The sequence below is a fragment of the Methylobacterium aerolatum genome, from assembly GCF_022179085.1.
Taxonomy (GTDB): Bacteria; Pseudomonadota; Alphaproteobacteria; order Rhizobiales; family Beijerinckiaceae; genus Methylobacterium; species Methylobacterium aerolatum.
On record NZ_BPQE01000004.1, the window covers coordinates 154,779 to 181,182 of the forward strand.

Sequence of the window (26,404 nt, forward strand, 5' to 3'; positions counted from 1 at the left end):
TCAGGCCACGTTGGCGAGGCGGGAGATGGCCGTGCCCCGCAGGTCGTCCATGCGGGAGATCACGCTGGAGACCATGGTGTAGGTGCGGTTCACGTCCATCAGGCGGGTCATCTCGAGGACGGGGCTCACGTTGGAGCGCTCCAGCGCGCCGGGCTCCAGGCGGCCGTCGAGGCCGGCGGGGCGGGCGGGGCTCGTCGAGGAATAGAGGTTGCCGCCGTCGTTGATCAGCGCGTTCGGGTTGGCGAAGGTCACGAGCTTGATCCGGCCGCGGATGCCGAGGTTGGTGGAGACGGTGCCGTCCGGTCCGATGGCGAGGCCGGTCTCCTGCGGGTTGACCGTGATCGGCCCGCCCTCCCCCATCACGGGGTAGCCGTCGCTCGTCACGAGCTGGCCGCGGGCATCGACGCTGAGCGCCCCGTTGCGCGTGTAGCGCTCGGCGCCGCCCTGCGCCCGCACGGCGATGAAGGCCGAGCCCTTCACGGCAACGTCGAGGGGGTTGCCCGTCTGCTCGACCGGCCCCTGGCCGAGGTTCAGGGTCGTGCCCTGGTCGATCACGTAGGAGAGCCGCCGGTCCGGCGCGGAGAAGCTGTCCGCGCTTGCCACCGGCATCAGGTATTCCTGGAAGCGGCTCGTGCGGCTCTTGAAGCCGTTGGTCGACATGTTCGCCATGTTGTTGGCGATCACATCGAGTTCGCGCTGGAGGGCGACCTGACTCGAGACGCCGACGAAGAGGGCATTCTGCATCGTGAACTCTGGTGCCCACGTGATGTCGGGGCACCGCTTCATCAGCATCGGCCGTGCCACTCCGGACCGGCCGAAATTCGCGAACAGAGTGAAGCGTTTACCGTATCGATGCCCGCGCCTTGCACCCGTCCCCTTCGGTCCGGCGGCAAAGCCGACCCGGCAGGATTTGCCGCCTTAACGGGGCGTTAACCGCAACCTTCGATAGCTTCCGTATCGCGCCAACAATCTTTCCGAGAGTTCCGGCCCCATGGCCAAGAAGCCGAAGAAGGCGAGCGCCGGTGAGGGCGAGGGCGGAGCCGCCGACGCTCCCAAGAGCAAGAAGAAGCTCATCATCATCGCGGCCGCCGCCGCCGTCCTCGTCGTCGGCGGGGGCGCCGCGGGCTTTTTCATGATGAAGGGCAAGCCGGGCGGCGAGAAGGGCGAGGCCGCCCAGGCCGACGCCTCCGGGCACGGCGACGCCCACGGGGGCGGGGCCGGCCACGCGCCGGGGAAGAAGAGCATCGCCTTCCTCGAACTGCGCGAGATGGTCATCAACCTCAGCCCCGACCCCGGCCAGGAGAAGGGCAAGTACGCCAAGCTCCGCGTCGCCCTGGAGATGAGGGACGCCAAGGCCGAGGAGGAGGTGAAGCCGCTGGCGCCGCGCATCGAGGACGCGTTGCAGGTCTACATGCGCGAAGTCCGTTCCGCCGACCTCACCGGCTCCGTGGGCCTCTACCGCCTGCGGGAGGAGTTGCTGCGCCGGGTCAACGTCGCGGTCTACCCGGCCAAGGTCGATGCGGTGCTATTCAAGGATCTGATCATCCAGTGAGGCGCTGATGGAACCGGAGGATCAAGTCGCGGACGACGACTGGTCGGCGGCTCTGTTGGAGCAGGGCGCCGAGGGCGGCGACACGTCGCTCGCCGAGGAATGGGGCGCGGCCCTCGCCGAGCAGGGCACCACGCGCAACGCCAGCGACGTCGCCGCCGAATGGGCGACGATGATCGAGGACGGGGAGAGCGACCACCTCCCCGAACTCGCCGGCAACGACCGCATCCTCAACCAGGACGAGATCGACGGCGTCCTCGGCTTCTCCATGCGCGAACTTTCGGCCTCCGGGGCCGGGGGCGTGCGCGCCATCGTCGATTCGGGCGTCGTCCAGTACGAACGCCTGCCGATGCTGGAGATCGTCTTCGACCGGATGATCCGGTTGCTGTCGACCTCGCTGCGCAACCTGTTCCAGGACAACGTCGAGGTGACGCTGGACAACATCACCTCGGTGCGCTTCGGCGACTACCTGAACGCCATTCCCCTGCCGACGCTGCTCGGCGTGTTCCGCGCGGAGCAGTGGGAGAATTCCGGCCTCGTTACCGTCGACACCAACCTCGCCTACGCGACCTTCGACCTGCTGCTCGGCGGCAAGCGCGGCGGCACGTCGAGCCGCCTCGACGGCCGGCCCTTCACCGCCATCGAGATGACGCTGGTGCGCCGCCTCGTGGAGATCATCCTCGCGGACCTCCAGCTCTCGTTCCAGCCCCTCTCGCCGGTGAACTTCGGCATCGACCGGATCGAGACCAACCCGCGCTTCGCCACCATCACCCGGCCCGGCAACGCCGCCATCCTCATCGGCCTGCGCCTCGACGTCGATGGGCGCGGCGGGCAGATGCAGATCCTGTTCCCCTACGCCACGCTGGAGCCGATCCGCGAACTCCTTACCCAGAGCTTCATGGGCGAGAAGCTCGGGCGCGACCACGTCTGGGAAGGGCACCTCGCCACCGAGATCTGGCAGGCGGACGTGACCATGGACGCCGTGCTGCACGAGATGATGCTGCCGCTGAAGCGCGTGATGAGCCTCAAGGTCGGCGACACGCTGATGTTCGACGCCAAGCCCTCCGACCTCGTCACGGTCCGCTGCGGCGACTGGGCCCTGACCCAGGGGCGGATCGGGCGGGTGGACGGCCACATCGCGGTCCAGGTGACGCGGCCCCTGCGCCAGTCCCGGACCAGCCTCGTGGCCTACGAGGCCTCCATGAACAACCGCTCCGACGGGTAGGACGCCATGAGTCTCTTCGTCACCGTCTTCGCCGACCTGCTGGTGGCCGTCCTGCTCGCGGCGACGATCGTCACCTCCCTGCGCCTGTCGAAGCGGATCAGCCAGCTCAAGGGGGACGAGGCGGCCCTCAAGGCGACCATCGGCGACCTGATGGTGGCCACCAACAACGCCGAGCGGGCCATCCTCGGCCTGCGCACCGCCCTCGACGAGTGCGAGCGCAGCCTGGAGCAGCGCATCCAGGCGGCGGAGACCTGCTCCGCCACCCTGGCCGGGGGGGTCGAGGCGGGCGAGGGCGTGCTGGCGCGGATCGCCAGCATCGTCTCCGGCGCGCGGGCCGCACCGGCGCCCCGGGCCACCGACATCCGCCGCGAGCCGGCTTCCCGCTCGTCCTCCGAGGCACCGGCGCACCCCGTGCCGCCGGAGCCGCGCCCCGCCGACGGGCCCAACGGCGAGCGCCTCGGCGCCGCCGCCGCCGCCGCACTCGCCATGACCGAGCGGGCACTGGCCCGCGTCCGGGCCCGCGCCGCCTGATGCCCCCGGCCTCCTCCCCGCCCAAGCCTTCACCCAAGCCGGCCTTGGGGCTGAAGTCGCCCTTGGGGCTGAAGCCGCCCGCCGGGTCCAAGTTGACCCTGGGCTCCGATTCGTCCGGGAAATCGAAGCCGCCCGTGGCGGCTTCGTCCGCCGGGACGATGGCCCCCGCGGCCAAGGAAGCCAGCGCCCTCGGCCGCTCGCGCCTCAAGCCTCCGCGGCCCCTCAAGCTGCGCCTCGTGGACGCCGTCGCGCTGTCGGCGGCGGCGCTGCTCGTGCTCAAGGTGCTGACGTGGGCCGGCGCCGGCATCCCCGAGCCGAGCCTGCCCGCTTTCGCCCGCGCCGTCGCCAAGGCCCGCACCGGCTACGAGTTTCTCGATCCGGAGACGACGGGCTCGGTGGGCACCAAGGAGCCGGCCAAGGAGAAGGCCGCGTCCCCGGCCGACCGGCCCCCCGAGCCCCGCGAGGCCACTCAACCCCCGGTCGAGGGTCCCTCCCCGAGCGAGAAGGCCCTCTTGGAAAAGCTCGGGGCGCGGCGGGACGTCCTCAAGCAGCGCAGCGACGAACTCGACCTGCGCGAGAAGATGCTCGACGAGGCGGAGAAGAAGATCGAGACGGGGATCGGCGACCTCAAGAAGCAGGAAGACAAGGTCGACGCCGCCGCCAAGGCCAAGGACGAGGCCGAGAAGCAGGGCCTCAAGAGCATCGTCACCATGTACGAGACCATGAAGCCGAAGGATGCGGCGCGGGTCTTCGACCGGCTCGGCCACGACGTGCTCGTGCCCCTCGTGGTGGCGATGAACCCGCGCAAGATGGCCGAGATCCTGGCCGTGATGCAGCCGGAGGCCGCCGAGCGCCTCACCGTGGCCCTGGCCAACCGCGCCCGCGGCGCCGCCTCGGCCCAGGCCCAGGCGGCCCCTGCCCTGCCCCCCGGCGAACTGCCGGCGATCGATCCCGGTCCGGCGCGGTAGCTCTGCCGTCCACGGGCCGGCCGATACCGCTGCCGGCGTCGTTGCGAGCGGAGCGAAGCAATCCAGGGACGCGCATCGGTCGGACACGGCCCGCTGCCCTGGATTGCTTCACTGCGTTCGCAACGACGATGGGCAAAGAGTCGCCGTCGGCGTCCTCCCCGCCTCCCCTCGCACTGCGACCTCCGGCCCTGCGCGGGTTCGCCGAAGCCGGAGCGTCATTGTTTCGCTTCGCCCGCCATGACGGCGGGGGTCAAAGGCCTTCCGCGAGCATCCCCGCCACGTCCCTCATCTCCGGCCGCGCCGCCACCTCCGGCCCGGTGCAGGCGCCTTCGAGGGCGCGCAGGTCCGGGGACGGCGCGGCGCAGCGGTCGAGGAGTTCGCCGAGGAGGATGCCGAAGGCCCGGGTCTCGATCCGCGCCAGGGCGCGACCGGCCTCGCCCTCCGGCAGGGTCGAGGCCGCGCCGAAATCGCCGAGCGTCGCCCCGCCGTGCCCGTCCCAGAGGACGTTGTGGCCGTAGACGTCGCCGTGCATCAACCGCCGCCCGTGCAGGTGGGCGAGGCCCGAGGCGAGGGCGCGGACGAGGGAGAGCAGCGCGTCCGGCGCGATGCGGAGGTCCGGCGCATAGACGTCGCGGCTGCAACTCGCGAGGCTCGGCGGCCCGGCGAGCACCGTCCAGTCGGGCGGCATCAGCGGCAGGATCAGGCCCGGGATGCCCTCGGGATGGCCGACGAGTTCGCCCTGCGCGCCGATCAGGCCGGGATGGCGGCCCGCGGCGAGGCAGGCGGCGATCTCCCGCGCGGGCAGGCCGTCGCTGCCGACCGCCCCCTTGAACAGCTTCACGGCGATTGCCCCGCCCCGCCACTCGGCCCGGTGGACCCGGCCGGAACTGCCCTCGCCCAGCATCGGACCCACCGTGAGGTCGGACCACGCGACGGGTCGGGCTGCGACCGCCTCGGCCGCCGGCTCGGCGGGGTTGCTCGCGTAGGAGATCCAGGCGAGGCGCGGCAGCCGCGTGAGCCAGGGCGGCAGGAACTCCAGCCCGTTGTCGGCGAAGCGGATCAGTTCGAGGTTTCCGGCGCTCGCCAGGGTCTCCGGGAGCCGGTCCAGGCGGTTGCCGGACAGCATCAGCTTTTGCAACCGGGGCCGCTCGCCGAGGGCCGCCGGAAGCGAGGCAATGCGGTTGTCGGTCAGCGTCAGCCAGCGCAGGGCGGGCGGCAGGGCGTCGGCCGGCACCTCCGCGATGCCGCAGCCCCGGAAGCCGACCTGGCTCAGGGCCGGGCAGGCGCCGAGGACCGGCGGCAGGCGCGGGAAGGGTGTGCCCGAGCAGAACAGCACGCGCAGGGACGTGAGCCGCGCCAGATCGTCCGGCAGGGCATAGGTGCCCCGGCCGAGGTCCAGGACCTCCAGCGTGTCCGCGAGGCCGAAGACCTCCGGCGGGACCTCGCTTAAGCCGTCCGGCAGGCGGATCTCCCGCGCGCCCGCGCAATCGCCCCGGCGCAGGGCCGCCAGGGTCGAGGCCCGGTCCATCTCAGCCGCGCTTGAAGAAGGCGTCGGCGGAATCCTGCGCGGCGGCCTTGGCGGCGCGGGCGGCCTCGATCCGGGCGATCTCGGCCCGCAGCAGGGCGATCCGCTCGTCGAGGTCCGACAGGGACAGGGTGTCGAGGGCCTGCCCGATCTCGTGCGTGGCCGGTTTGCGCGGCCGGTCGTCGTCCCACATCACAGTCATCCTCGCGAGGTCGGTGTGTTTAGCACGCCGTTCCCGCGGGCGAAGCGAGGCAACCCGGGGCAGCGCTCCGTCCGCACGCGGAGCGGCATCCCCGGATCGCTTCCCGTCGCGCGCGAGGACGGCGACGCCTACAGGAAGGCGACGCCCGCTCCGTCCCAGGACACGCCGAGGTGGCGGGCCAGCGAGGCGGCGATGTCGGCGAAGCTGTCGCGTCGGCCGAGCGCCCCCGGCGGCAGGCCGGGGCCGACGGCGAGGACCGGGACCTGCTCGCGGGTGTGCTCCGTGCCGTGCCACGTCGGGTCGTTGCCGTGGTCGGCGGTGATGAGGGCGAGATCGCCGGGGCGCAGGGCGGCCAGGATCGTGGGAACCTGCGCGTCGAAGGCTTCCAGCGCGGTGGCGTAGCCCGGCACGTCCCGGCGGTGGCCGTACTCGGTGTCGAAATCCACGAGGTTGACGAAGACGAGCCCGCCCTCCCCGATCTCCGCGAGCGCGGCGAGCCCCGCCGCGAGGCAGGCGGCGTTGCCGCTGGCCTTGACCTCCCGGCCGGTGGCCCGGTGGGCGAAGATGTCGCCGATCTTGCCGACGCTGACCACCGGGCGGCCCTCGGCCTCCAGCCGGTCGAGCAGGGTCGGACCCGGCGGGGTGACGGCGAAATCCTTGCGGTTGCCGGTGCGGCGGAACCCCTCCTCCGGTGAGCCGGTGAAAGGCCGGGCGATGACCCGGCAGACCCGGTAGGGGTCGCACAGGGTGCGGGCCGTCCGGCACAGCGCGTAGAGGCGGTCGAGCCCGAAGGTCTCCTCGTGGGCGGCGATCTGGAAGACGCTGTCGGCGGAGGTGTAGCAGATCGGCTTTCCCGTGCGGCCATGCTCGGCCCCCAGGGCCTCGATGATCGGCACGCCCGAGGCGTGGCAATCGCCGAGGATGCCGGGCAGGCCGCCTTCGAGGATCAGGGCGTCGGTCAGCGCCTTCGGGAAGGCGGGGCGCGTCTCGGGGAAGGTGCCCCACGGCTCCGCGAGGGGCAGCCCGGCGATCTCCCAATGGCCGGAGGGCGTGTCCTTGCCGGCGGCGGTCTCGACGGCGTGGCCGTAGAGGGCTTGGGGCTCCCCCTCCGGCGCAAGGCCCGGCGGCATCCGGCCCGTGGCCCCCTGCGCGGCGAGGCCGAGGCCCAGGCGGGCGAGGTTCGGCAGGGCGAGCGGCCCCCGGCGCAGGTCCGCCCGGTCGCCCTGGCCCTCCGCGCAGGCCGCCGCGATATGGCCCAGCGTGTCGGACCCGGCATCGCCGTAGGCGGCGGCGTCGGGCGCGCCGCCGATCCCGACGGAATCCAGCACGATGAGGATGGCGCGGGCCACGGCTCAGGCGGGCTCCAGCTCGGCCGGCGCGTCGCTGTCGAGGGCGAAGGCGGCCTTGAACAGGGTGCGGGTGTAGTCGGTGCGCGGCGCCTCGAAGATCGTCTCGGCGGGGCCCTCTTCCACCACGCGGCCGTTCTGCATGACCACCACGTGGTTAGCGAGCGCGCGGACCACCTTCAGGTCGTGGCTGATGAACAGGTAGGCGAGGCCCCGCTCCCGCTGGAGGTCGCGCAGGAGGGTCACGATCTGCGCCTGGACCGAGCGGTCGAGCGCCGAGGTCGGCTCGTCGAGCACGACGAATTTCGGGCCCAGCACGATGGCGCGGGCGATGGCGATGCGCTGGCGCTGGCCGCCGGAGAACTCGTGCGGGTAGCGGTCCATGGTGGAGGGATCGAGCCCGACATCGTGCAGGGCCTTGGCCACCACCGCCCGGCGCTCGGCCCGGTTCCGCACGGCGCCCTGCACGACGAGGCCCTCGGCCACGATGTCGGCCACCGACAGGCGCGGCGACAGGGAGCCGTAGGGGTCTTGGAAGACCACCTGCATGTCCCGGCGCAGCGGCCGCATCGCCCCGGTGCCGAGGCCGTCGATGGGCTTGCCGAGGAACAGGATCGGCCCCTCCGATTCCACGAGGCGCAGGATCGCGAGGCCGAGCGTCGTCTTGCCGGAGCCCGATTCGCCGACGACCCCCACCGTCTCCCCCGCCTTCACCCGCACGGAGACGCCATCGACCGCCTTCACGAAGCCGCTGGTGCGGCGCAGGAAGCCGCTCTTGAGGGGGAACCACACCTTGAGCGGCCCGGCTTCGACGAGGGTCGCGGCGCCCGGCGCCACCGGGTTGGCCCGGCCCTTCGGCTCGGAGGCGATGAGGCGCCGGGTGTACTCGTGCTTCGGATCGCGGAAGACCTCGGCCGTGGGACCGGCCTCCACGATCTTGCCCTTGAGCATCACGCAGACCCGGTCCGCGATGCGCTCCACGATGCCGAGATCGTGGGTGATGAACAGCATCGCCATGCCGAGCCGCTGGCGCAGCTCCGCCAGGAGGGCGAGGATCTGCGCCTGCACCGTCACGTCGAGGGCCGTGGTCGGCTCATCGGCGACCAGCAGGTCCGGCTCGCAGGCGAGCGCCATGGCGATCATCACCCGCTGGCGCTGGCCGCCGGACAACTCGTGCGGGTAGGCCCCCATGCGCGAAGCGGCGTCCCGCAGGCCGACGAGCTCAAGGAGTTCGAGGATCCGCGCCTTGGCGGCCTTGCCGGTCAGGCGGGTGTGGAGGGCCAGCACCTCGCCGATTTGCCGCTCGATGGTGTGGAGCGGGTTGAGCGAGGTCATGGGTTCCTGGAACACCATGGTGATGTCGGCGCCGCGCACTTGGCGCATCTCCCGCTCCGGCAGGGCGGCGAGGTCGCGCCCCTTGAACACGATGCGGCCCGTCTGCACGGCGGCGCTGTCGAGGAGCCGCAGAATCGCCAGCGCCGAGACCGACTTGCCCGACCCGGACTCCCCGACCAGCGCCAGGGTCTCCCCCCGGCCGATCGTGAAGTCGATGCCGTCGACGGCCCGAGTCTCGCCGTCCCGTGAGCGGAAGGCGACCGACAGGTTCTCGACGGACAGGAGCGGCGTCTGCGGATCCGGCATGGGGCTCTTATAGCGCGGACGCGGGCGCGCCACAGGGGCCCGCCGTCGCTTCGCCCCGCTCGCGGACCCTCTGTCACGGCAAGCCATCCACCGCCGTCATCGCGGGCGCAGCGAAGTGACCCAGGGCCGTGGGACGCTTCCGGAGACGGCGGATCCCCGGACCGCTTCGCTCGCAAAGACGACAGGGCGGTGGACGAAGTACGGGGGTGCATTGATCGGTCCCGCCGCGACGCTACCTGCGGCTGCGCGAGCCTGACGGCACACCCCGATGGAACGCCTTCGAAAGGCATCGTCGGATAAGCTCGAAGCCATTGCCCCGCCCCGCGTCTCCGAAGCTCCGCGTGCCCCTGCCCTCCCCCGCCGCGCGTCTCGTCCTGGCAACCGTCGCGGGTGTCGTCCTCGCGTCGCCCGCCGCCGCCATTCCCTCGGAGGGGGCGACGGAGACGGTCGAGCAGGCCCTGTGCCGCCTGATCGACGAATCGGCCAAGACCCGCGACCTGCCGGTGGCGTTCCTCACGCGGCTGATCTGGCGGGAATCGAGTTTCCGCGTGGGCGTGGTGAGCCCCGCCGGGGCACAGGGCGTGGCGCAGTTCATGCCGGGGACGGCGCGGGAGCGCGGCCTCCTCGATCCCTTCGATCCCGAGCAGGCGATCCCGCACGCGGCGCACCTGCTCTCCGACCTGAGGCGACAGTTCGGCAATCTCGGGCTGGCGGCGGCGGCCTATAACGGCGGCCCGCAACGGGTGACGAACTGGCTCGCGGGCAGCGGCGGCCTGCCGTCGGAGACGCGGACCTACGTCACCGTCATCACCGGCCGGACGCCCGAGGAATGGCGGGGCGCCTCGTCCGGCGCCTCGATCGAGTATCCGGAGGGCGGCGCCCCTGCCGCCAAACCTTCCGCCAAACCCGCCGACAAGGCGGAAAAGGCCGAGCCCGAGAAGCCGCAGACCTGCCTGCAGGTCACCGCCTCGCTCAAGCTGCCGAACCGCGGCGACCGCTTCGCGCTCGGCTCCTCCGAGGGGCCGGCCGCCCCCTGGGGCATCCAGCTCGCGGGCAACTTCTCGAAGTCGCTGGCCCTCCAGAGCTTCTCCCGCGCCCGCGCCTCCTATGCGGGCGTGATCGGCGAGGTGCGGCCGATGATCATCGGCACGCGCCTGCGCAACCGCGGCACCCGCGCATTCTACCGGATCCGCATTCCGGCCGAGAGCCGGCAGGCGGCCGACACCCTTTGCGGCAAGATCCGGCGCGTCGGCGGCGCCTGCATCGTGCTGCGAACCTGAATTTGTCTCCACGGCGCCACGCGCCCGTCATGGTTCCGCCCCGAGCGGGACCGTAGATGGCGGGCAACGGCGCAATCGGACGGGAAATGACACGGCTCATCACTGCCTTCGCCAGCCTGATCTGCCTGTGCCTCGCCGCACTGGGCTTCTCCCGTGCATCGCCGCTCACCTTGTTCGACGCGATCGGGCCGCGGGATGCCGGCGGGCGCCTCGCCGCCCGGGACCTCACCTTCGGCGACGGGCCGCGCCAGCGCCTCGATGTCTACGTGCCGGTCTCCCTGCCGGCCCCGGCGCCGGTGCTGGTGTTTTTCTACGGCGGTTCCTGGGACAGCGGGTCGAAGGACGATTACGCCTTCGTGGGCCAGGCCCTGGCGGCGCAGGGCTTCGTGACCGTGCTGCCCGATTACCGGCTCTACCCCCAGGCCCGTTTCCCCGATTTCCTGAACGACGGCGCGGCGGCCATCGCCTGGATCCGTGACAACATCGCCGAATACGGTGGCGACCCGCGCCGGGTCGTCCTCGCCGGTCACTCGGCGGGCGCCTACAACGCCGTGATGCTCGGCCTCGATCCGCGCTACCTCGAGGCGGCCGGTGTCGATCCGAAGGTGATCCGCGCGGTGGCAGGCCTCTCCGGCCCCTACGATTTCCTGCCCCTCGACACCGACACCACCATCAAGACCTTCGGGCAGGCGCCGGACCTCGCGCAGACGCAGCCGATGAACTTCGTCGGCCCGATGTCGCCCCCGGCCTTCCTGGCGACGGGCGACCTCGACAAGACCGTCAAACCCCGCCACACCGCCCGCCTCGCGGAGCGGCTGCGGGCGGCCAACATCCCCGTGCAGGAGCGGGTCTACAAGGACCTCGACCACCGCGACACGCTGCTGGCCCTCTCGGTCACCTTCCGCTCCAAGGCGCCGGAACTCGCGGAGATGTCCGCCTTCCTGATGCGCCAGGCGGCGGGGCGCACGCAGGTGACGATGCGATCCCCGGATGGATCGTTCGTCAAGTCTCAACCATAGCGAGCGATTCCCGGAGGCGCGGGCGGGGGTCTTAAGCCCGGTCGCCCCCATCGGGGGCTAGGGTCGCGGCCGGTCGACGGAGGGCTTCGCCGGCCGGATCGTTCCTTTTCGCATCCTCCCCCGCCGGGCCGGTCTTTCGAGATGGCTCCGCCGCGCCGGAGAATGCGCCACCGCGAGCGGACCCGTGCGCACGCTGACCGACATGCCCGCCGCCGCGGAGGGGGAACGGATCGTCCGCCCGGTCCGCGACCTGCCCGATTTCGCCCGGCTCTCCTACCTCACCTTCGTCCTCGTGGCGCTCCTCAACCATGCATGGTTCGTGGACCTGAGCGACCCGACGCCCCTCGAGGCCTTCGAGGGCGGCAGCCTCGCGACGCAGTTGCTGTTCGGCTCCATGCTGCTCGCGGGTCTGCCGATGGTGCTCCATCTCGGGCTTGACCGCCTGAAGCCCCTGGCGAGCCGGCCGGTGGTGATCTTCGGCGGCTGGTTGCTGATCACCTCGCTGATCTCCTCGGACCCGATGCTCTCCCTGCGGCGCCTCGCGCTGTTCGGCATCGCCGCGTTCCTGTCCGTCAGCCTGATCCTCGTCGCCCGCAGCGCCCGCCAGCTCGCCGACGCCTTCGCCATGGCGGGAGGGACGATCCTCGCCGCGAGCTATCTCGGCCTCGTCCTCGTGCCGAACCTGACCATGCACTCGGCCTACGACCTGACCGGCGAGATCAATCACAACGGGTTGTGGCGCGGGATCTTCCCGCACAAGAACGAGGCCGGCATGGCGATGACGATCATCGTCATCCTCGGTCTCTTCGTCGGCGCGGTCCGCGACCGCTGGCTCGGCTGGACGATGTCGGCGGCGGCGGCGGTCTTCCTCGTGGGCAGCGGGTCGAAGACGCCGCTATTCACCCTGGCCATGGTGCTCGGCCTGACATGGCTCTGCGGTCTCATTCGCCTGCGCGCGGTGCGGATCGTGCTGCTCACCGGGCCGGTCCTCCTGATGATGACCGCGACCATCGGGTCGATCCTGTTCCCGCCCGTCCGGGCGGTGCTCGACATGGTGATGACCGACGCGACCTTCACCGCCCGCAACGAGATCTGGGCCTTCGCCATCGATCACATCGCCCAGAAGCCGCTTACCGGCTTCGGCTTCGGCGCCTTCTGGCTGACGGAGCGCACCGTCTATGGCTCCGTGGTCGATCCCGATTCGAACTGGGTGCAGACGGCGACCCAGGCGCACAACTCCTTCCTCGACTCCGCCATCGCGATGGGCCTGCCGGGCTTCGCCATCACCCTCCTCGTCTTCATCGTGATGCCCCTGCGGGATTACCTCGCCCGCGCCCGGGACGGGCGCACGGATGCGTCCGGCGAGTTGTTTCTGCGCCTCTGGCAGCTCGTGCTGCTCTCCGCCTCCTTCGAGACGATCCTGTTCAACCCCAACACGCCGGCCTTCAGCATGATCGTGATGTCGATCGCCGGACTCCGGTTGCTGCGCGTGCGGCCGGTCGTGGTGTGATCCTCACCCCCGTTTCCGCCGTCGTCATGGCGAGCGCAGCGAAGCAATCCGGGGATCCGCGCCGTTCGAACGTGTCCCGCTGCCCTGGATCGCTTCGCTGCGCTCGCAATGACGGAAGTCACGCAGGATCCTGTTAGGGCGCGGCGGATACCGTACCGCAAACTCGAATCCATCGATTCGCGCGGAACGCCCGTCCCGTGGCGGTCGTGCCCCGCCGGACCTGTCCTCCGATGCCCGATCCCCGCTCGACCCCCGCGGTCGCCGCCCATCCGAAGGTCGATGCCCTTCCGGCCCTGACCTCGCTGCGCTTCGTGGCGGCGGCCTACGTCGCGATCTACCACTACGCGCCGATCTACTTCCCCAAGACGCACGAGCCCTACGTCGTGCCGCTGGGCTATACCGGGGTCACGTTCTTCTTCCTGCTCTCGGGCTTCATCCTCGCCTACAACTACCGCCGGGCCGACCTCTCGACCCCCGGCCGGCGCGGCCTGTTCTACCGGGCGCGATTCGCGCGGATCTACCCGACCCTGCTGCTGTCGCTGGTGATCCACATCCCGTGGCTGCTCAACTGGTCGTCGGTGCAGCCCGAGCCGCTGAAGTCGCTGATGCACTCCGGCCTGGTCCTGGCGCCGCTCGGCCTGCACGCCTGGGTCCCCGGCGCCGCCTGCTCCCTCAACTGCCCGAGCTGGTCGGTCTCGGTGGAGGTGTTTTTCTACGCCGTGTTCCCATTCCTGCTGCCCCTCGTCCTGCGCCGCCCCGCCGCCGTGGCGGTGGTGACGGCGCTCGCCTGGATGCTGGGCGCGGGACTGCTCTCTGTCGCCTGGGCGGCCTATGGCGGCGGCGTCTCGCTGATCGGGCCGGAGCCGGGCGGGCTCGGGCCGGTCTTCCTCGCCGAGTTCATCAAGTACTTCCCGCTTTTCCATCTGCCGACCTTCGTGGCGGGCCTGCTGCTCTGCGTGGTTTACGAGCGCGAGGAGTGGTCCGTCGGCGCGCTGCTCTTCGCGGCGCTGGCCTGCGGCGTGCTGATCGTGGCGGCCGCCGTGTTCGTCCCGGAGCCTGTCCTGCACGACGGCCTGACGGTGTTGGTCTGGGCGCCGCTGATCCTCGCCTGCGCGGCGATGCGGACGGGGCCGCTCTGCGCCGCGCCGATGATCTTCCTCGGCAAGGTCTCCTTCGCCTTCTACCTTCTGCACATCCCCGTCTTCGCGATGATCAACACCGCCGACCGGGTGGTGCTGCACGGCTGGCTCGCGGCGCATCCCTGGACCGCCGTGACCCTGAACGGAGCGGCCAGCCTCGCGGCGGCGACCCTCGTCCACCTTCTGGTCGAGGAGCCGGCCCGGCGCTGGATCATGGGCCGGGCGCCCCGGCGGGCAGCGGAGCCGATGGCGGCGTAGCGCAGTCTCCGCCGACGTGGAGGCCGCTTCGGCTCAGGGCGACGCGGCAAGGATGATGAACCGATCCCTCACTGAGGGAGGGCGAAGACGACGAGGGCATCGCCCGTGCCGAAGCCCGCCGCCTGCGTGTAGGAGGCGCCGCCCGCTGCCACCGCCACGTACTGGCGTCCGTCGATGGCATAGGTCATCGCCGGGCCGCTGATTCCGGCGCCGCACTGGAACCGCCACAGGAGCTTGCCCGTCGCGGAATCGTGGGCGTCGAGATGGCCGTCCTCCTCGCCTGAGAAGACGAGCCCGCCCGCGGTGGCGAGCGTCCCGCCCGACAGGCGGCTCCCGGCGCGCACGGACCACGCGATCCTGCCGCCGCCGTTCAGATCGACGGCGGTGAGGGTGCTGAAGGAAGGCTCGCCCTTGGCCGTGCCCGTCTCGGTGAAGCGGATCTCCGGGCGGCCCGGCCCAGCGGGCACCGATTTCACCGTGTAGGTCGTGGCCCCGTGGCGGACCTGCACGTAGGCGAGATGACCGTCATAGGCGGTGGGCGGCCAGGAGACGGCCCCGAGGGGACCGGGCGCCACCACCGTGCCCTCGGCGCTCGGGGGCTGGAACAGGTTCTTCTGCGCCAGAAGCGGCTCCGACCGCGTGAGCAGCGCGCCGGTCGCCCGGTCGTGGACGTAGATCCAGCCGGTCTTGCTCGCCGAGGCAACGGCCTTGGTGCCGTTCGGCCCGTCGAGCAGGAAGGGCGGCGCGGCCACGTCGTAGCCCCACTCGTCGTGCGGGACCTGCTGATAGTACCAGCGGAGCTTTCCCGTGTGCACGTCGAGGGCGACGAGGCACATGGTGTACAGGTTGTCGCCGGGTCGGCTCGCGCCGAAATTCTGCGGGGCCGGGTTGCCGGTGCCGAGGTAGATCAGCCCCAGGGTCGGGTCGTAGGCCGGCGTCATCCAGAGGGAGCCGCCGCCGACCCGCCACGCGTCGCGGTTCTGCGGGGCGGCGGCCTTCTCCGCCGCGATGTCCCGGTGTAGCGCCTCGCCGTCGGGGGTCGCCTCCGAGAACTTGCCCTCCCAGCCCTCGGACGGGGTGACGTACCAGCGCCAGCGCTCCTCGCCGGTCTTGGCGTCGTAGGCGGCGAGCCAGCCCCGGCGTCCGTAGCCCCCTTCGATGCCGACCACCGCCCCGCCATCGAGCCCGCCCGTCGGGTCCTCGACGTGCAGGCCGTAGCCGGCGCCGGTCACGCCGACGATCACGAGGCCCTCGGCGACGAGCGGCGGCATCTTGAAGCCCAGGCGGCTCGACCCCTGCACCGGCTTGCCGCCCAGCGTGTCCGCGAGGCCCGAGGCGGTCTCGGTCTCGCCCTCCTCCGGCCGCACGGCCTCCTTGTCCCAGGCGAGCTTGCCGGTCTTGGCATCGAGGGCGACGATCCGCCCGTCCATGGTCGCTTCGTAGACGAGGCCGTCCGACACCGCGACGCCCCGGTTCGAGGGCGGTCCGAAGATCTTGTCGGTGCGCGGCTTGTGCAGGTAGGTCCACAGCACCTTGCCGGTCTTGGCATCGAGGGCGGCGACGTGGTTCTGCGTGGTCGAGAGGTACATCACGCCCTCCACCATCACCGGCTGCGCCTGGAAATAGCCCGTCACGCCGGTCTGGAAGATCCAGGCGGGGGCGAGCTGGCCGACATTGCTCCGGTCGATCTGGGTCAGGTCGGAGGCATTGCGGTTGCTGTGGTCGTGCCCGAAGGCCGGCCAGTCGGTCTCGGCAGCGAGGGCCGGCGTCGCCAGGGCAAGCAGCGCCCCCGTCAGTCCCGTGAGCTTCGACACCGCGTTTCCCCTTGTTGGCCGTCGCCGGTTCAACTCGGGCACGGACCCGTGACGGCAAGGGCAATCCGGGCCGTCATCGCTTCGCTGCGCTCGCAATGACGGTGGAGGGTGCGAAAGCGGTGTTATTCGTTCTTCCGCGCCGCCCGATCCAGCTGCCCCGGCGTCGCCTGGGCGCCCATGGCGCGGGCCATGTCGGCGGCTGTCTTGCCGGAGGCGTCCGCGAAGTCCGGGTCGGCGCCGTGAGAGAGCAGGAGGTCCACCATGTCCGTGCGGTCGAACATGGCTGCCGTCATGAGGGCCGTGCGCGTGCCGTCGCCGATGCCGTCGACCTTGGCCCCGTGGTCGAGGAGAAGCGTGGCGATGGCGATGTCGCCCTTGAAGGCCGCGCCGGCCAGCGGAGTCTGCCCGCGGTCGTTGGCGAGTTCGGGATCGCCCCCGGCGTCGAGGATGACGCGGGTGGTCTCCGCCTGACCGTTGTAGGCTGCGAGCATCAGCAGGCTGTCGCCCTTGTCGTTGCGCAGGTTGGCGGGCAACCCCTGGGCGAAGAGTTCCGCCAATTCCCCGGCGTGACCCATCCGCGCGAACTGGAAAACCCGCCCGGCGAAGGCGAGGGTCTCGGCATCGAGTTCGGGCTTAGGCTCGCTCATGAACGCTGTGTGCTCCAAATGAATGGATCCCAAAGGACAAGTCCTTTGGTGGGGTCCAGGGGCAAGGCCCCTGGGAGTGCAGGGCGGCGCCCTGCACCCGCCGGAGGGCTCGTCCTCTGGACACCCCGACTAGCCGCGCTTGCGGCCGCCGCCGCCCTTGTATTTGGGGCGCTGGCCGCCGAGGCCCTGCGTCGAGCGGGCCTTCGGGCGCTCCTGCCAGACGGGGATCTCGCGGTCGGTGCCGGGACCCATGTTGTCGAGGTCGGGCTTGCTGATCCGGCTGCCCTTCGCACCGTAGCGACCGGCTTCCCGCTCTACGTCGCCCTGGCGGGCCATGGGGTCGTCGGCCACGAGGAGTTCCGTGGCCTGGAGGCGCTTGAGTTCGTCGCGCAGGCGGGCGGCCTCCTCGAAGTCGAGGTCGGCGGCGGCCGCCCGCATCCGCTTCTCGAGGTCGGCCAGCACCGCCTTGAGGTTGTGCCCGACCGTCACCGCATCCTTGGCCAGGCCGGTATCCACTTGGACGTGGTCGCGCTCGTAGACGCTGTTGAGGATGTCGGCGATGCCGCGCTTCACGCTCTGCGGCGTGATGCCGTGCTCCTCGTTGTAGGCGAGCTGCTTCGTCCGGCGCCGCTCGGTCTCGGCCATCGCCCGCTCCATCGAGCCGGTGATGGAATCCGCGTAGAGGATGCAGCGGGCGTCGGCATTGCGGGCGGCGCGGCCGATGGTCTGCACCAAAGATGTCTCCGAACGCAGGAAGCCCTCCTTGTCCGCGTCGAGGATCGCAACGAGGGCGCATTCCGGGATGTCCAACCCCTCGCGCAGCAGGTTGATGCCGATCAACACGTCGAAGGCGCCGAGCCGCAGGTCGCGGATGATCTCGATTCGCTCCAGCGTGTCGATGTCGGAGTGCATGTAGCGGACGCGCACGCTGTTCTCGTGCAGGTATTCGGTGAGGTCCTCCGCCATGCGCTTGGTCAGCGTGGTCACCAGCGTGCGGTAGCCCGCCTGGGCGACGGCCTTCACCTCGCCGAGCAGATCGTCCACCTGGCTGCGGGCGGGGCGGATCTCGATCACCGGGTCCACGAGGCCGGTGGGGCGGATGACCTGCTCCGCGAAGACGCCGCCGGTCTGCTCCATCTCCCACTTGCCCGGCGTCGCCGAGACGTGGACCGATTGCGGGCGCATCGCGTCCCATTCCTCGAAGCGCAGCGGGCGATTGTCGAGGCATGACGGCAGGCGGAAGCCGTACTCGGCCAGCGTCGCCTTGCGGCGGAAGTCGCCCCGGTACATGCCGCCGATCTGCGGCACGGTGACGTGGCTCTCGTCGGTGAAGACGATGGCGTTGTCCGGCAGGTACTCGAACAGGGTCGGCGGCGGCTCGCCGGGCTTCCGGCCGGTCAGGTAGCGGGAATAGTTCTCGATGCCGTTGCAGGAGCCCGTGGCCTCGATCATCTCGATGTCGAAGGTGCAGCGCTGGTCGATGCGCTGCGCCTCGATGAGACGGCCCATCTTCGTCAGCTCCTCGATCCGGCCGTTCAACTCGGTCTTGATGCCCTTGATCGCCTGCTGCAGGGTCGGGCGCGGCGTCACGTAGTGCGAGTTGGCGTAGACCTTCACGAACTTGAGGTCGCTGATCTTCTTGCCGGTCAGCGGGTCGAACTCGACGATGCTCTCGACCTCGTCGCCGAACAGGCCGATCCGCCAGCCGCGATCCTCCAAGTGGGCGGGCCACAGCTCGATCGAATCGCCGCGCACCCGGAAGGTGCCGCGGGCGAAATCCGACTGGATGCGCTTGTACTGGAGCGCCACGAGGTCGGCCACGAGCTGGCGCTGCTCGATCCGCTCGTTGAGGCTCACGGTGAATGACATCGCCGTATAGGTCTCGACGGAGCCGATACCGTAGATGCACGACACCGAGGCGACGATGATCACGTCGTCCCGCTCCAGCAGGGCGCGGGTGGCCGAGTGGCGCATCCGGTCGATCTGCTCGTTGATCGAGGATTCCTTCTCGATGAACGTGTCGGAGCGCGGGACGTAGGCCTCCGGCTGGTAGTAATCGTAGTAGGAGACGAAATACTCCACGGCGTTGTCGGGGAAGAAGGCCTTGAACTCGCCGTAGAGCTGCGCCGCCAGCGTCTTGTTCGGCGCGAGGATCAGCGCCGGGCGCTGCGTCTCCTCGATGATCTTGGCCATGGTGAATGTCTTGCCCGAGCCGGTGACGCCAAGCAGCACCTGATCGCGCTCGTTCGCCTTCACCCCCGCCACGAGCTCCGCGATGGCGGTGGGCTGGTCGCCAGCGGGCGAGAATTCCGATTTCAGGGAGAAGCGGACGCCGCCCTCCGACTTCTGCGGCCGGTCCGGCCGGTGCGGCCGCCACATCTCGCCGTTCTTGAACAGCGGGTTGCCCTCGGTGAGCAGCTTTTCCAGCGCCGTGACGGTGGCGGAGGCGCCGTCCGAGGCGACGGGCTCCCCGTCGGACAGCCCGGCCGGGGCGGGACCGTCCTCCGGCGCCGCGAGGCCCAGCGCCTGGGCGAGCTTCGGGTCGATCTCGGCCGCCTCGCCCACGGTGTAGCCCGCCTGCGGGGAATCCGCGAAGCCGGTGCGCTTGCGCTTGGCGGACGCCTTGCTGGCGGGGGGCTTGCCCGGCCGGTCGCCGCCGACATCGGGCGATTTCGGGCGGCCGCGATTCAGGGCGGGGTTCAGCAGCTCGGCGAGGTGCGCGTCGAGGGGCTGGAGGACCGGCTTGTCGGCCTTCGCGGCGGCGCGGGACTTCTTGGGAGTCGGCATACCGGTAATATGGGCCGGCCGCACGCCCGGGCAAAGATCGGCGCGCCGGTTTCGCGGCCCGTTCGATCCGCCGGACGGGCTCCCCCGTGCGACCGAATACGCGCGACAAACACCACTCCAGGTTCGGGGCGGGTCCTTGCGACCGGAGAGTCCGCGCGGTACTTGGCGGTGCAAAGTCTTCGCCAGGGAGTTGAGTCGATGCGCGACCTCGACAGGGCGCTGGCCGATATCGTGGCGATCCGTTCGCAGATCGCCCGGGACACGGCGTTCCGTGGGCTCGGCTCGGCCACGGTGGCGGCCACGGGGGGAATCGCCCTCGCCGCGGCGGTGGGACAGGCCGTGCTGATCGGCGACCTCGACAAGCGGCCCGGCCTGTTCTTCGGCATCTGGATCGCCACGGCGCTCATCGCCTTCGCGCTGATCGGCGTCGAAGCCATGCGCCGGACGCGGCGCCTCCATTCCGGCCTCGCCGACGCCATGGTGTGGAACGCCATCGAAGGCTTCCTGCCGGCGGCCGGGGCCGGCGCCTGCCTCGGCCTCGTCATCGCCCGCTTCGCACCCGAGGAAATCTGGATGCTGCCCGGCCTGTGGCAGGCGATGGTGGGCCTCGGCCTGTTCGCCTCTTCCCGGATCCTGCCCCGGGCGGTGCAGGGCGTCGGCGCATGGTATCTGCTCACGGGCCTCACCGGCCTCGCCGCCGCCGCCGAGAGCCATGCCCTCTCGCCCTGGATGATGGGCCTGCCCTTCGTCGTCGGCCAGGCCGCCCTCGCCCTCGTCATCCACCGTGCCGCCGGAGCATCCGATGGCGATCTCTGACCGGACGGCCGGCCGATTCTCCTACGAGGGGCTGGACCGCATCATCCACGAGCGGGCCCGCCTCAGCGTGCTCACCTCCCTGGCGGCGCATCCGAAGGGCCTGCCCTTTCCCGACCTGCGGCGGCTTTGCGGCCTGACGGACGGCAACCTCAGCCGGCATCTCTCCGTTCTCAGCGAGGCGGACCTCGTCAGCTTGGAGAAGGGCGTGTTCCAGAACCGGCCGCAAACCCTCTGCCGTCTCACCCCGGTGGGCCGCGAGCGCTTCCTCGGCTACCTCGCCGTCCTGGAGCGGGTGGTGCGCGACGCCGCCCGCGCCTCCGGGCCGCTCGGCGAGACGGTTGTTCCTGGGCTCGACCCCGCGACCAAACCCGTGTGATTCCACGAGTGCGATCAGCCAGCGTTAATCTGGTTTCATTAATCCTTTGCCCGCCGCCGTCACGTCCGGAGACTTTACGATGCAAAGCGAAGCGGAGGCCCGCGCCCTGCACGCCGCGATCATCATGGACGGCAACGGCCGGTGGGCCACGTCGCGCGGCCTGCCCCGCATCGCCGGGCATCGCCGGGGCGTCGAGGCGATCCGCAAGACGGCCGAGGCCTGCCCCGATCTCGGCATCGGCACGCTGACGCTCTACGCCTTCTCCGCCGACAACTGGCAGCGTCCGGCCGACGAGGTCGGCGGCCTGATGCGCCTGCTGCGCAGCTACCTCCGCAACGAGACCCAGCGCCTCGCCCGCACCGGCACCCGCCTCAGTGTCGTCGGCCGCCGGGACCGGCTGCCCGCCGGCATCCCGGAGGCGATCGAGGCGGCCGAGGCGGCGACCGCCGAAGGGCGCCGCCTGCACCTGCGCATCTGCGTCGATTATTCCGCGCGGGACGCGATCATCGCGGCGGCCCGCCAACTCGCGGGCGGCGAGGCCACCCGGGAGAGCTTCGGCGCCCTGGTGGCCGGTGAGATGCACGGCTCGCCGGTGGAGGTGGATCTCCTCATCCGAACCGGCGGTGAGAAACGCCTCTCCGACTTCCTCCTGTGGGAGGCGGCCTATGCCGAGTTGCACTTCACGGAGCGGATGTGGCCCGATTTCGGGGAGCAGGACCTCGCGGCGGCCGTCTCCGACTTCGCCTCCCGCGACCGCCGCTTCGGCGGCCTGAAGCCCTCCGGCGTAATGGTGGCGGCATAGGCGGCGGCGACATCGCTTCTTCCCACCTCCGTCTTTGCGAGCGCAGCGAAGCAATCCAGGGTTGCGCCACCGTCGGAAACGGCCCTTTGCCCTGGATTGCTTCGCTGCGCTCGCAAAGACGCGGAGGGCTTCAGGAGCCGCCGGGACCTCCTGCCAGACACTGAAGTGCCGCTGCGCGAAGGTGCCTCGAAGGAGGGTTCCAGAGCGGGCCGCGATCCCTGGAGCCCTCCTTCGAGGCCTCCGCTGCGCTCCGGCACCTCAGGATGAGGTCGTGCAGGGGAAAGAGGCTGACTTTCCGGCCAGGCTCTCAGGATGAGGGTGGCGGGGTTGGCGCGAGGGCCTTTTCGGTCGGGCGCTGAGATGACAAAGCGGGTTTGACGGCAGGGCCGCCCTGCGCCGCTTGACGTCGCCGTTCCCTCGGGCAGAGGCTTGCCGCCATGAGCCAGCCCCTCGCCCGCCGCCGGATCCTCCTCGTCATCGGCGGGGGCATCGCCGCCTACAAGTCCCTCGACCTGATCCGCCGCCTGCGCGAGCGCGGCGCCAGCGTCTGTCCCGTCCTGACGGCGGGGGCGCAGGAATTCGTGACGCCGCTGGCCGCCGCCGCGCTCGCCGGGGAGCGGGCGCATACGGACCTGTTCGACCGGGCGAACGAAGCCGAGATCGGCCACATCAAGCTCGCCCGGCAGGCGGATGCGGTGGTCGTCGCCCCCGCCACCGCCGACCTGATGGCGCGGATGGCCGGGGGGCACGCCCCCGACCTGGCCTGCACCATCCTGATGGCCACGACCCTGCCGATCCTCATCGCCCCGGCAATGAACGTGCAGATGTGGGCGCATCCGGCCACGAAGCGGAACCTCGCGACCCTGCAGGGGGACGGCGTTCGCGTCGTCGGCCCCAATGCCGGAGCCATGGCAGAGCCCGAATCGGGGCCGGGCCGTATGGCGGAGCCGGTGGAGATTGCCGAGGCCGTCGCGCGGATGCTCGACGAGTCCCAGGGCGAGCGGCCCGGCCTCGGCTTCCTCGCGGGGCGCGCCGCGCCGCAGGAGGCCCGGCCCCTCGAAGGGCGGCGGGTGCTCGTGACCTCCGGTCCGACGCACGAGCCCATCGACCCCGTGCGCTACCTCGCCAACCGGTCCTCCGGCCGCCAGGGCCACGCCATCGCCGAGGCGGCGGCGCGGGCGGGCGCCGTGGTGACGCTGGTCTCAGGACCCGTCACCCTCCCCGATCCGGCGGGGGTGGCGGTGGTGCGCGTCGAGACCGCGCGGGAGATGCTGACCGCCGTCGAGGCCGCGCTGCCCGCCGACATCGCGATCTTCGCCGCCGCGGTCGCGGATTGGCGCCCCGAGAGCGAGGCGACGACCAAGAAGATCAAGAAGGACGGATCCGGCCCCGCGCCCCTCGCGCTGGCCGAGAACCCCGACATCCTCGCCACCATCGCCCACCGGAGCGAGGGCCGCCCCGGCCTCGTGGTCGGCTTCGCGGCCGAGACCGATTCCGTGATCGATCACGCCCGCGCCAAGATCGCCCGGAAGGGCTGCGACCTCATCGTGGCCAACGACGTCTCCGCCGAGGGTGCGGTGATGGGAGGGGCGGACAACACCGTCCACCTGATCGGCCGGGACGGCGCGGTGGAATCCTGGCCCAAGGCGGCGAAGGACGAGGTGGCCCGGCGGCTGGTGGCGCGGTTCGGGGAGATGGTCGCCGGATCTTGACGACGAAGCCGTCATTGCGAGCGCAGCGAAGCAATCCAAAGTAGCGCCACCGTCGGAAGCGTCCCGCGTCCCTGGAGTGCTTCGCTGCGCTCGCAATGACGGGCGGGTGTCACGCCGCCTCCAAGAACTCCACCTCCGCATAAGCCTCCACCGCATCGAGCACGGCGGTCAGCCGTGCGACCCAGGCGGCGATCTCGGGGGGGAACAGCACGGCGGGTTCGAGGCCGAAGGCGGTGTCCAGCGCCGGCATGATGCTCGCCAGGATCGGGTGACGCGGTGTCTCCGAAGCGGGGCTGGGCGGGACGAGGGCGGGGAAGGCCCGGATGGCGAGCATGGAGGGGATCGTCCGCTGGGAACGCCCCGCGATCGAGGCGCACGCTCAAGCTAGGAAGCGCCGGTTGAACGCTGGCTGAAGGATCGAGGCTCGTCCCCAGGCGACGGCTGGAATCGTCGAGGCTCGCGCTCGCAATGACGATGAGCAGGGCGACGGGATTTGCGCGGGCGCATCCCCTCCCCTAGAAGCCCCCCGACAGCCGGCGCAGCGACGCCGGCTCAGGGAGAGACCATGCCCCGCCTGTCCATCCTCGCCGGAGCCGCACTGATCGCCATGACCGCATCCGCCAACGCCGCCGAGACCGTCACCACGCCCTCCGGGCTCAAGTACCAGGACGAGGTCGTGGGCACCGGCCCCGCGCCCAAGGCCGGGCAGCAGGTGACCGTCCAGTACACCGGCTGGCTCGATGAGGGCGGCAAGAAGGGCAAGAAGTTCGATTCGTCCCGCGACCGCAACCAGCCCTTCTCCTTCACCATCGGCGCCGGCCAGGTGATCCAGGGCTGGGACGAGGGCGTGATGTCGATGAAGACGGGCGGCCGCCGCACCCTCATCATCCCGCCGCAGCTCGGCTACGGCGCCCGCGGCGCCGGCGGCGTGATTCCGCCGAACGCGACCCTGATCTTCGACGTCGAGCTCCTCGGCGCCAAGTGATCGGCGCGAAGTAAGACGACCGGCTGCGCGGACAACCGGGGCCCGTTTTCCCATGCTGTTCGCGCAGCTCTCCGACGATCTCTTCCGGCCGCTCGCCTCGCCGAGCCGCGCCTTCAACGCCGCCTTGCTGCTGCACCTTCACCGCAGGGTGCTCGGCGCCGAGCCGGTTCGTAAAGCCGAGCTCCTGGCCGAAATCGGCGACTTCGCCGCCGGCTGGACGGAGCCCGAGGTCCACGGCGACGAGCCGGTGCCGCCGGACCCGGTGGAGCGCCGGGCGGTGCCCTACCGCCGCCTCGTCGAGACCGGCTGGCTGATCGAGCGCCGGGAGCGCTACGTCCCCGTGGTCGAATTCGACCCGGAGGCGCGCCTCCTCCTCGAAGAGTTGTCCCGCCTGGAGCGCGGCGAGACCCGCTCCTACGGCGGCGCGGTGCTCGACGTGCTCGGCGGCCTGGAAAGCGCGCTCGCCGACCCCGCCAACCGCTCCGAGTCGCTCGCCAACGCCGCCCGCGCGGCGGACGGGTTCCTCGCCCATGTCCGCGGGTTGGCGGCGGGAATGCGCAAGGTCGAGGAGCGCATCCTGCGCGAACCCGACCGGGCGGCTTCCTTCCGCCTGTTCTTCGAGGAGTTCGTGGAGCGGCACCTGATCCGCGATTACCGGACGCTCCACACCCGCTTCAACCCGTTCCGCTTCCGCGCCAGCGTCGTGCGTCTCGCCCACCGGGCGCTCGGAGACGCCCTCGGCGTGCGCGCGCTCGCCGAGGGGGCGGTGCGCGAGGGCCGGGCCGCCGACCTCGTGGCGGGCGAACGCACCGTACGGGCCGACCTCTCCCAGATCCTCACGGTGTTCGAGGGCGTCGACACCCACCTCGATGCCGTCGATGCGGTGGTGGCCCGGCTGGAGCGGCGGATCGGCGCGACCCTGCGCTACGCCGAGGCACCCGATCCCGGCACCACCGAGCGCATCGCCGCCCTCCTCCAGGCGGTGGGCGAGGCGGACGAGGCCCCCGACGTGGCCGCCGACCTCTCTCTCCTGCGCCCGCCCATCGGCGAGCCGCATCTTCAGACGCCACGGACGCGCAAGCTCGAGATCGTCATCGAGGCCCTGCCCGACCTCGACCTCGACCCGGCGGTGGATGCCTTCGCCGCCGCCAAGGCCGACTTCCGCCGCCGGGTGACGGTGACGCCGGAGCGGATGCGCGACTTCGTGGAGGATCGCCTCGCCGGAGGCGCTCCGCTCCGGGGATCGGGCCTCGCCATCGCCGACGTGGATGAGTTCGTGGTGTTCCAGCGCCTGCGGGAGATCGACCTCCTGTTCGAGGGCCAACTCGCGCGCGACTACGCCGTCACCCACCTCACCGAACGGCTGACCAACGGCTGGCTCGACTGTCCCGATTTCGTGGTGGAGCGCCGGGACCGAGGATCGTCCCATGCTTGAGCCCTTCCGCGCCATCATCGACGGCGACGAGCCCCCGCCCCCCGGCAGCCGCGCCCCGGACGCCGAGGAGTTGATCCGGTCTCTTCAAGTGATGCTCAAAGCGCAGGTGATCTACGCCGACACGCCCGGCATCGGCCGAACCTACGAGCTGGCAAGGCATTACGCGCCGTTCTTCACGGATTACTTCGCCTGCCTCGGCTACGGCATGACGATTGCCCACCGGGACCAGATGGTGTCCCTCGGCCCTGCCCCGGACGCGCCGCGCTACGACATGGCGGGCGAGCGCCTACGCAAGGACGAGACCCTGGTGCTGCTTGCCCTGCGTCTGCTCTACGAGGAGGGGCTGCGGGACGCCCGTGTCGGCACGGACGGCATCGTCGAATGCACCACGGACGAGATCGTGGAAAAGATCCGCACCGCCGCCCGCAACGACCCGCCGGAGGAGGCGCGCCTCGGCGAGATCCTCCGCCTCGTCGCCCGCCGGGGCGGCCTCAAGCTCGGTGAGCGCGACCGGATCGAGCGGGTCACGCCGCTGGCCCTTCTGCCGGGCCTCGCCGTGCTGGCCTCCGACGCCTGGATGGAGCGGCTGCGGGGTTGGGCCGATGCGCGGGGGTGAGGTGCGCGCAGTCCCCCTCCCCCTTGTGGGGAGGGGTCGGGGGTCGGGGAGGTTCAGAAGGCACCGCCTCGCTCGGTTCGGAACCACCCCCACCCCGACCCTCCCCACAAGGGGGAGTCAGAGCGTCGTGCGAATGAGCGCCTTGTGAGTCGAGTACCTCCCGAAAAAATGCCTCCCCTTGCGTCGCGGCCAGAGTCCGGCCAACTCCTCCGGCTCCCGAA

24 protein-coding genes are annotated in these 26,404 nt (G+C 71.1%); 15 read left to right on the forward strand and 9 right to left on the reverse strand.

The features are described from left to right. On the reverse strand, positions 1-744 hold the full coding sequence (gene flgF, locus MFF06_RS03185; protein WP_238201559.1) for a flagellar basal-body rod protein FlgF: 744 nt from the start codon (positions 742-744) through the stop codon (positions 1-3). Positions 745-991: 247 nt separating this feature from the next. Between flgF and fliL the strand changes: the two genes are divergently transcribed. The 4 genes from fliL (at position 992) to MFF06_RS03205 (ending at position 4,273) form a co-directional block, all read left to right on the forward strand. Further along, positions 992-1,552, forward strand: a complete 561-nt coding sequence (gene fliL, locus MFF06_RS03190) for a flagellar basal body-associated protein FliL (RefSeq protein ID WP_238201560.1) — start codon at positions 992-994, stop codon at positions 1,550-1,552. Between the two features lie 7 nt (positions 1,553-1,559). Next, positions 1,560-2,774: a flagellar motor switch protein FliM gene (gene fliM, locus MFF06_RS03195; RefSeq protein ID WP_370876563.1), complete on the forward strand. Its 1,215-nt coding sequence runs from the start codon at positions 1,560-1,562 to the stop codon at positions 2,772-2,774. A 6-nt stretch (positions 2,775-2,780) separates the two neighbouring features. After that, positions 2,781-3,305 carry a DUF6468 domain-containing protein gene (locus tag MFF06_RS03200; RefSeq protein WP_238201561.1) on the forward strand — a complete coding sequence of 175 codons (525 nt, stop codon included), beginning with the start codon at positions 2,781-2,783 and terminating at the stop codon, positions 3,303-3,305. Between the two features lie 158 nt (positions 3,306-3,463). After that, positions 3,464-4,273 carry a MotE family protein gene (locus MFF06_RS03205; RefSeq protein ID WP_238201697.1) on the forward strand — a complete coding sequence of 270 codons (810 nt, stop codon included), beginning with the start codon at positions 3,464-3,466 and terminating at the stop codon, positions 4,271-4,273. Positions 4,274-4,523: 250 nt separating this feature from the next. On the opposite strand, the gene MFF06_RS03210 is transcribed toward MFF06_RS03205, so the two are convergent. The 4 genes from MFF06_RS03210 to MFF06_RS03225 form a co-directional block, all read right to left on the reverse strand. Beyond that, on the reverse strand, positions 4,524-5,801 hold the full coding sequence (locus MFF06_RS03210; protein WP_238201562.1) for a leucine-rich repeat-containing protein kinase family protein: 1,278 nt from the start codon (positions 5,799-5,801) through the stop codon (positions 4,524-4,526). A gap of 1 nt (position 5,802) precedes the next feature. Further along, positions 5,803-5,991, reverse strand: coding sequence for a DUF1192 domain-containing protein (locus MFF06_RS03215; protein ID WP_370876564.1), 189 nt, complete (start codon positions 5,989-5,991; stop codon positions 5,803-5,805). A gap of 137 nt (positions 5,992-6,128) precedes the next feature. Further along, positions 6,129-7,349, reverse strand: coding sequence for a phosphopentomutase (locus MFF06_RS03220; RefSeq protein WP_238201563.1), 1,221 nt, complete (start codon positions 7,347-7,349; stop codon positions 6,129-6,131). A gap of 3 nt (positions 7,350-7,352) precedes the next feature. After that, positions 7,353-8,987 (reverse strand): ABC transporter ATP-binding protein, encoded by a 1,635-nt coding sequence (locus tag MFF06_RS03225; RefSeq protein WP_238201564.1) that lies wholly within the window; start codon positions 8,985-8,987, stop codon positions 7,353-7,355. 341 nt (positions 8,988-9,328) lie between these two features. On the opposite strand from MFF06_RS03225, the gene MFF06_RS03230 reads away from it, so the two are divergent. The 4 genes from MFF06_RS03230 (at position 9,329) to MFF06_RS03245 (ending at position 14,193) form a co-directional block, all read left to right on the forward strand. Continuing rightward, positions 9,329-10,267, forward strand: coding sequence for a lytic transglycosylase domain-containing protein (locus MFF06_RS03230; RefSeq protein ID WP_370876565.1), 939 nt, complete (start codon positions 9,329-9,331; stop codon positions 10,265-10,267). Between the two features lie 86 nt (positions 10,268-10,353). Beyond that, positions 10,354-11,286, forward strand: coding sequence for an alpha/beta hydrolase (locus MFF06_RS03235; RefSeq protein WP_238201565.1), 933 nt, complete (start codon positions 10,354-10,356; stop codon positions 11,284-11,286). 184 nt (positions 11,287-11,470) lie between these two features. Next, positions 11,471-12,796: an O-antigen ligase family protein gene (locus tag MFF06_RS03240; RefSeq protein ID WP_238201566.1), complete on the forward strand. Its 1,326-nt coding sequence runs from the start codon at positions 11,471-11,473 to the stop codon at positions 12,794-12,796. 230 nt (positions 12,797-13,026) lie between these two features. Continuing rightward, positions 13,027-14,193: an acyltransferase family protein gene (locus tag MFF06_RS03245; protein ID WP_238201567.1), complete on the forward strand. Its 1,167-nt coding sequence runs from the start codon at positions 13,027-13,029 to the stop codon at positions 14,191-14,193. 68 nt (positions 14,194-14,261) lie between these two features. Here the strand turns inward: MFF06_RS03245 and MFF06_RS03250 are convergent, their stop codons facing one another. From MFF06_RS03250 to uvrB, 3 genes are all read right to left on the reverse strand, one after another. Continuing rightward, the gene (locus MFF06_RS03250) at positions 14,262-16,007 is read right to left on the reverse strand and encodes a pyrroloquinoline quinone-dependent dehydrogenase (RefSeq protein ID WP_370876566.1); all 1,746 of its coding nucleotides are present in this window, start codon (positions 16,005-16,007) and stop codon (positions 14,262-14,264) included. 122 nt (positions 16,008-16,129) lie between these two features. Next, positions 16,130-16,654: an ankyrin repeat domain-containing protein gene (locus MFF06_RS03255; RefSeq protein WP_238201568.1), complete on the reverse strand. Its 525-nt coding sequence runs from the start codon at positions 16,652-16,654 to the stop codon at positions 16,130-16,132. 129 nt (positions 16,655-16,783) lie between these two features. Continuing rightward, positions 16,784-19,441, reverse strand: a complete 2,658-nt coding sequence (gene uvrB, locus MFF06_RS03260; protein WP_238201569.1) for an excinuclease ABC subunit UvrB — start codon at positions 19,439-19,441, stop codon at positions 16,784-16,786. 198 nt (positions 19,442-19,639) lie between these two features. Between uvrB and MFF06_RS03265 the strand changes: the two genes are divergently transcribed. The 4 genes from MFF06_RS03265 to coaBC all read left to right on the forward strand — a co-directional run bounded on the left by MFF06_RS03265 (position 19,640) and on the right by coaBC (position 23,147). Further along, positions 19,640-20,257 carry a hypothetical protein gene (locus tag MFF06_RS03265; protein ID WP_238201570.1) on the forward strand — a complete coding sequence of 206 codons (618 nt, stop codon included), beginning with the start codon at positions 19,640-19,642 and terminating at the stop codon, positions 20,255-20,257. Continuing rightward, complete coding sequence (locus MFF06_RS03270) at positions 20,244-20,633, forward strand: transcriptional regulator (RefSeq protein WP_238201571.1); 390 nt, start codon at positions 20,244-20,246, stop codon at positions 20,631-20,633. The genes MFF06_RS03265 and MFF06_RS03270 overlap by 14 nt, the downstream gene beginning before the upstream one ends. Before the next feature lie 79 nt (positions 20,634-20,712). Next, a complete protein-coding gene (locus tag MFF06_RS03275; RefSeq protein ID WP_238201572.1) occupies positions 20,713-21,435 on the forward strand; it encodes a di-trans,poly-cis-decaprenylcistransferase in 723 nt (240 codons plus the stop codon). Between the two features lie 437 nt (positions 21,436-21,872). Then, a complete protein-coding gene (gene coaBC / locus MFF06_RS03280; protein ID WP_238201573.1) occupies positions 21,873-23,147 on the forward strand; it encodes a bifunctional phosphopantothenoylcysteine decarboxylase/phosphopantothenate--cysteine ligase CoaBC in 1,275 nt (424 codons plus the stop codon). Positions 23,148-23,256: 109 nt separating this feature from the next. Here the strand turns inward: coaBC and MFF06_RS03285 are convergent, their stop codons facing one another. Further along, positions 23,257-23,481 carry a hypothetical protein gene (locus MFF06_RS03285; protein ID WP_238201574.1) on the reverse strand — a complete coding sequence of 75 codons (225 nt, stop codon included), beginning with the start codon at positions 23,479-23,481 and terminating at the stop codon, positions 23,257-23,259. Positions 23,482-23,712: 231 nt separating this feature from the next. Between MFF06_RS03285 and MFF06_RS03290 the strand changes: the two genes are divergently transcribed. Genes MFF06_RS03290 through MFF06_RS03300 form a run of 3 tightly spaced genes read left to right on the forward strand, consistent with a single transcriptional unit; the run spans position 23,713 to position 26,183 of the window. Then, entirely contained in the window at positions 23,713-24,132 is a 420-nt protein-coding gene (locus MFF06_RS03290) for an FKBP-type peptidyl-prolyl cis-trans isomerase (RefSeq protein WP_283207240.1), read from the forward strand. Between the two features lie 52 nt (positions 24,133-24,184). Further along, the gene (locus MFF06_RS03295; protein ID WP_238201575.1) at positions 24,185-25,567 is read left to right on the forward strand and encodes a Wadjet anti-phage system protein JetA family protein; all 1,383 of its coding nucleotides are present in this window, start codon (positions 24,185-24,187) and stop codon (positions 25,565-25,567) included. Further along, a complete protein-coding gene (locus MFF06_RS03300; RefSeq protein WP_238201576.1) occupies positions 25,560-26,183 on the forward strand; it encodes a DUF4194 domain-containing protein in 624 nt (207 codons plus the stop codon). Before MFF06_RS03295 ends, MFF06_RS03300 begins: the two co-directional genes overlap by 8 nt. Positions 26,184-26,404: the final 221 nt, after the last annotated feature.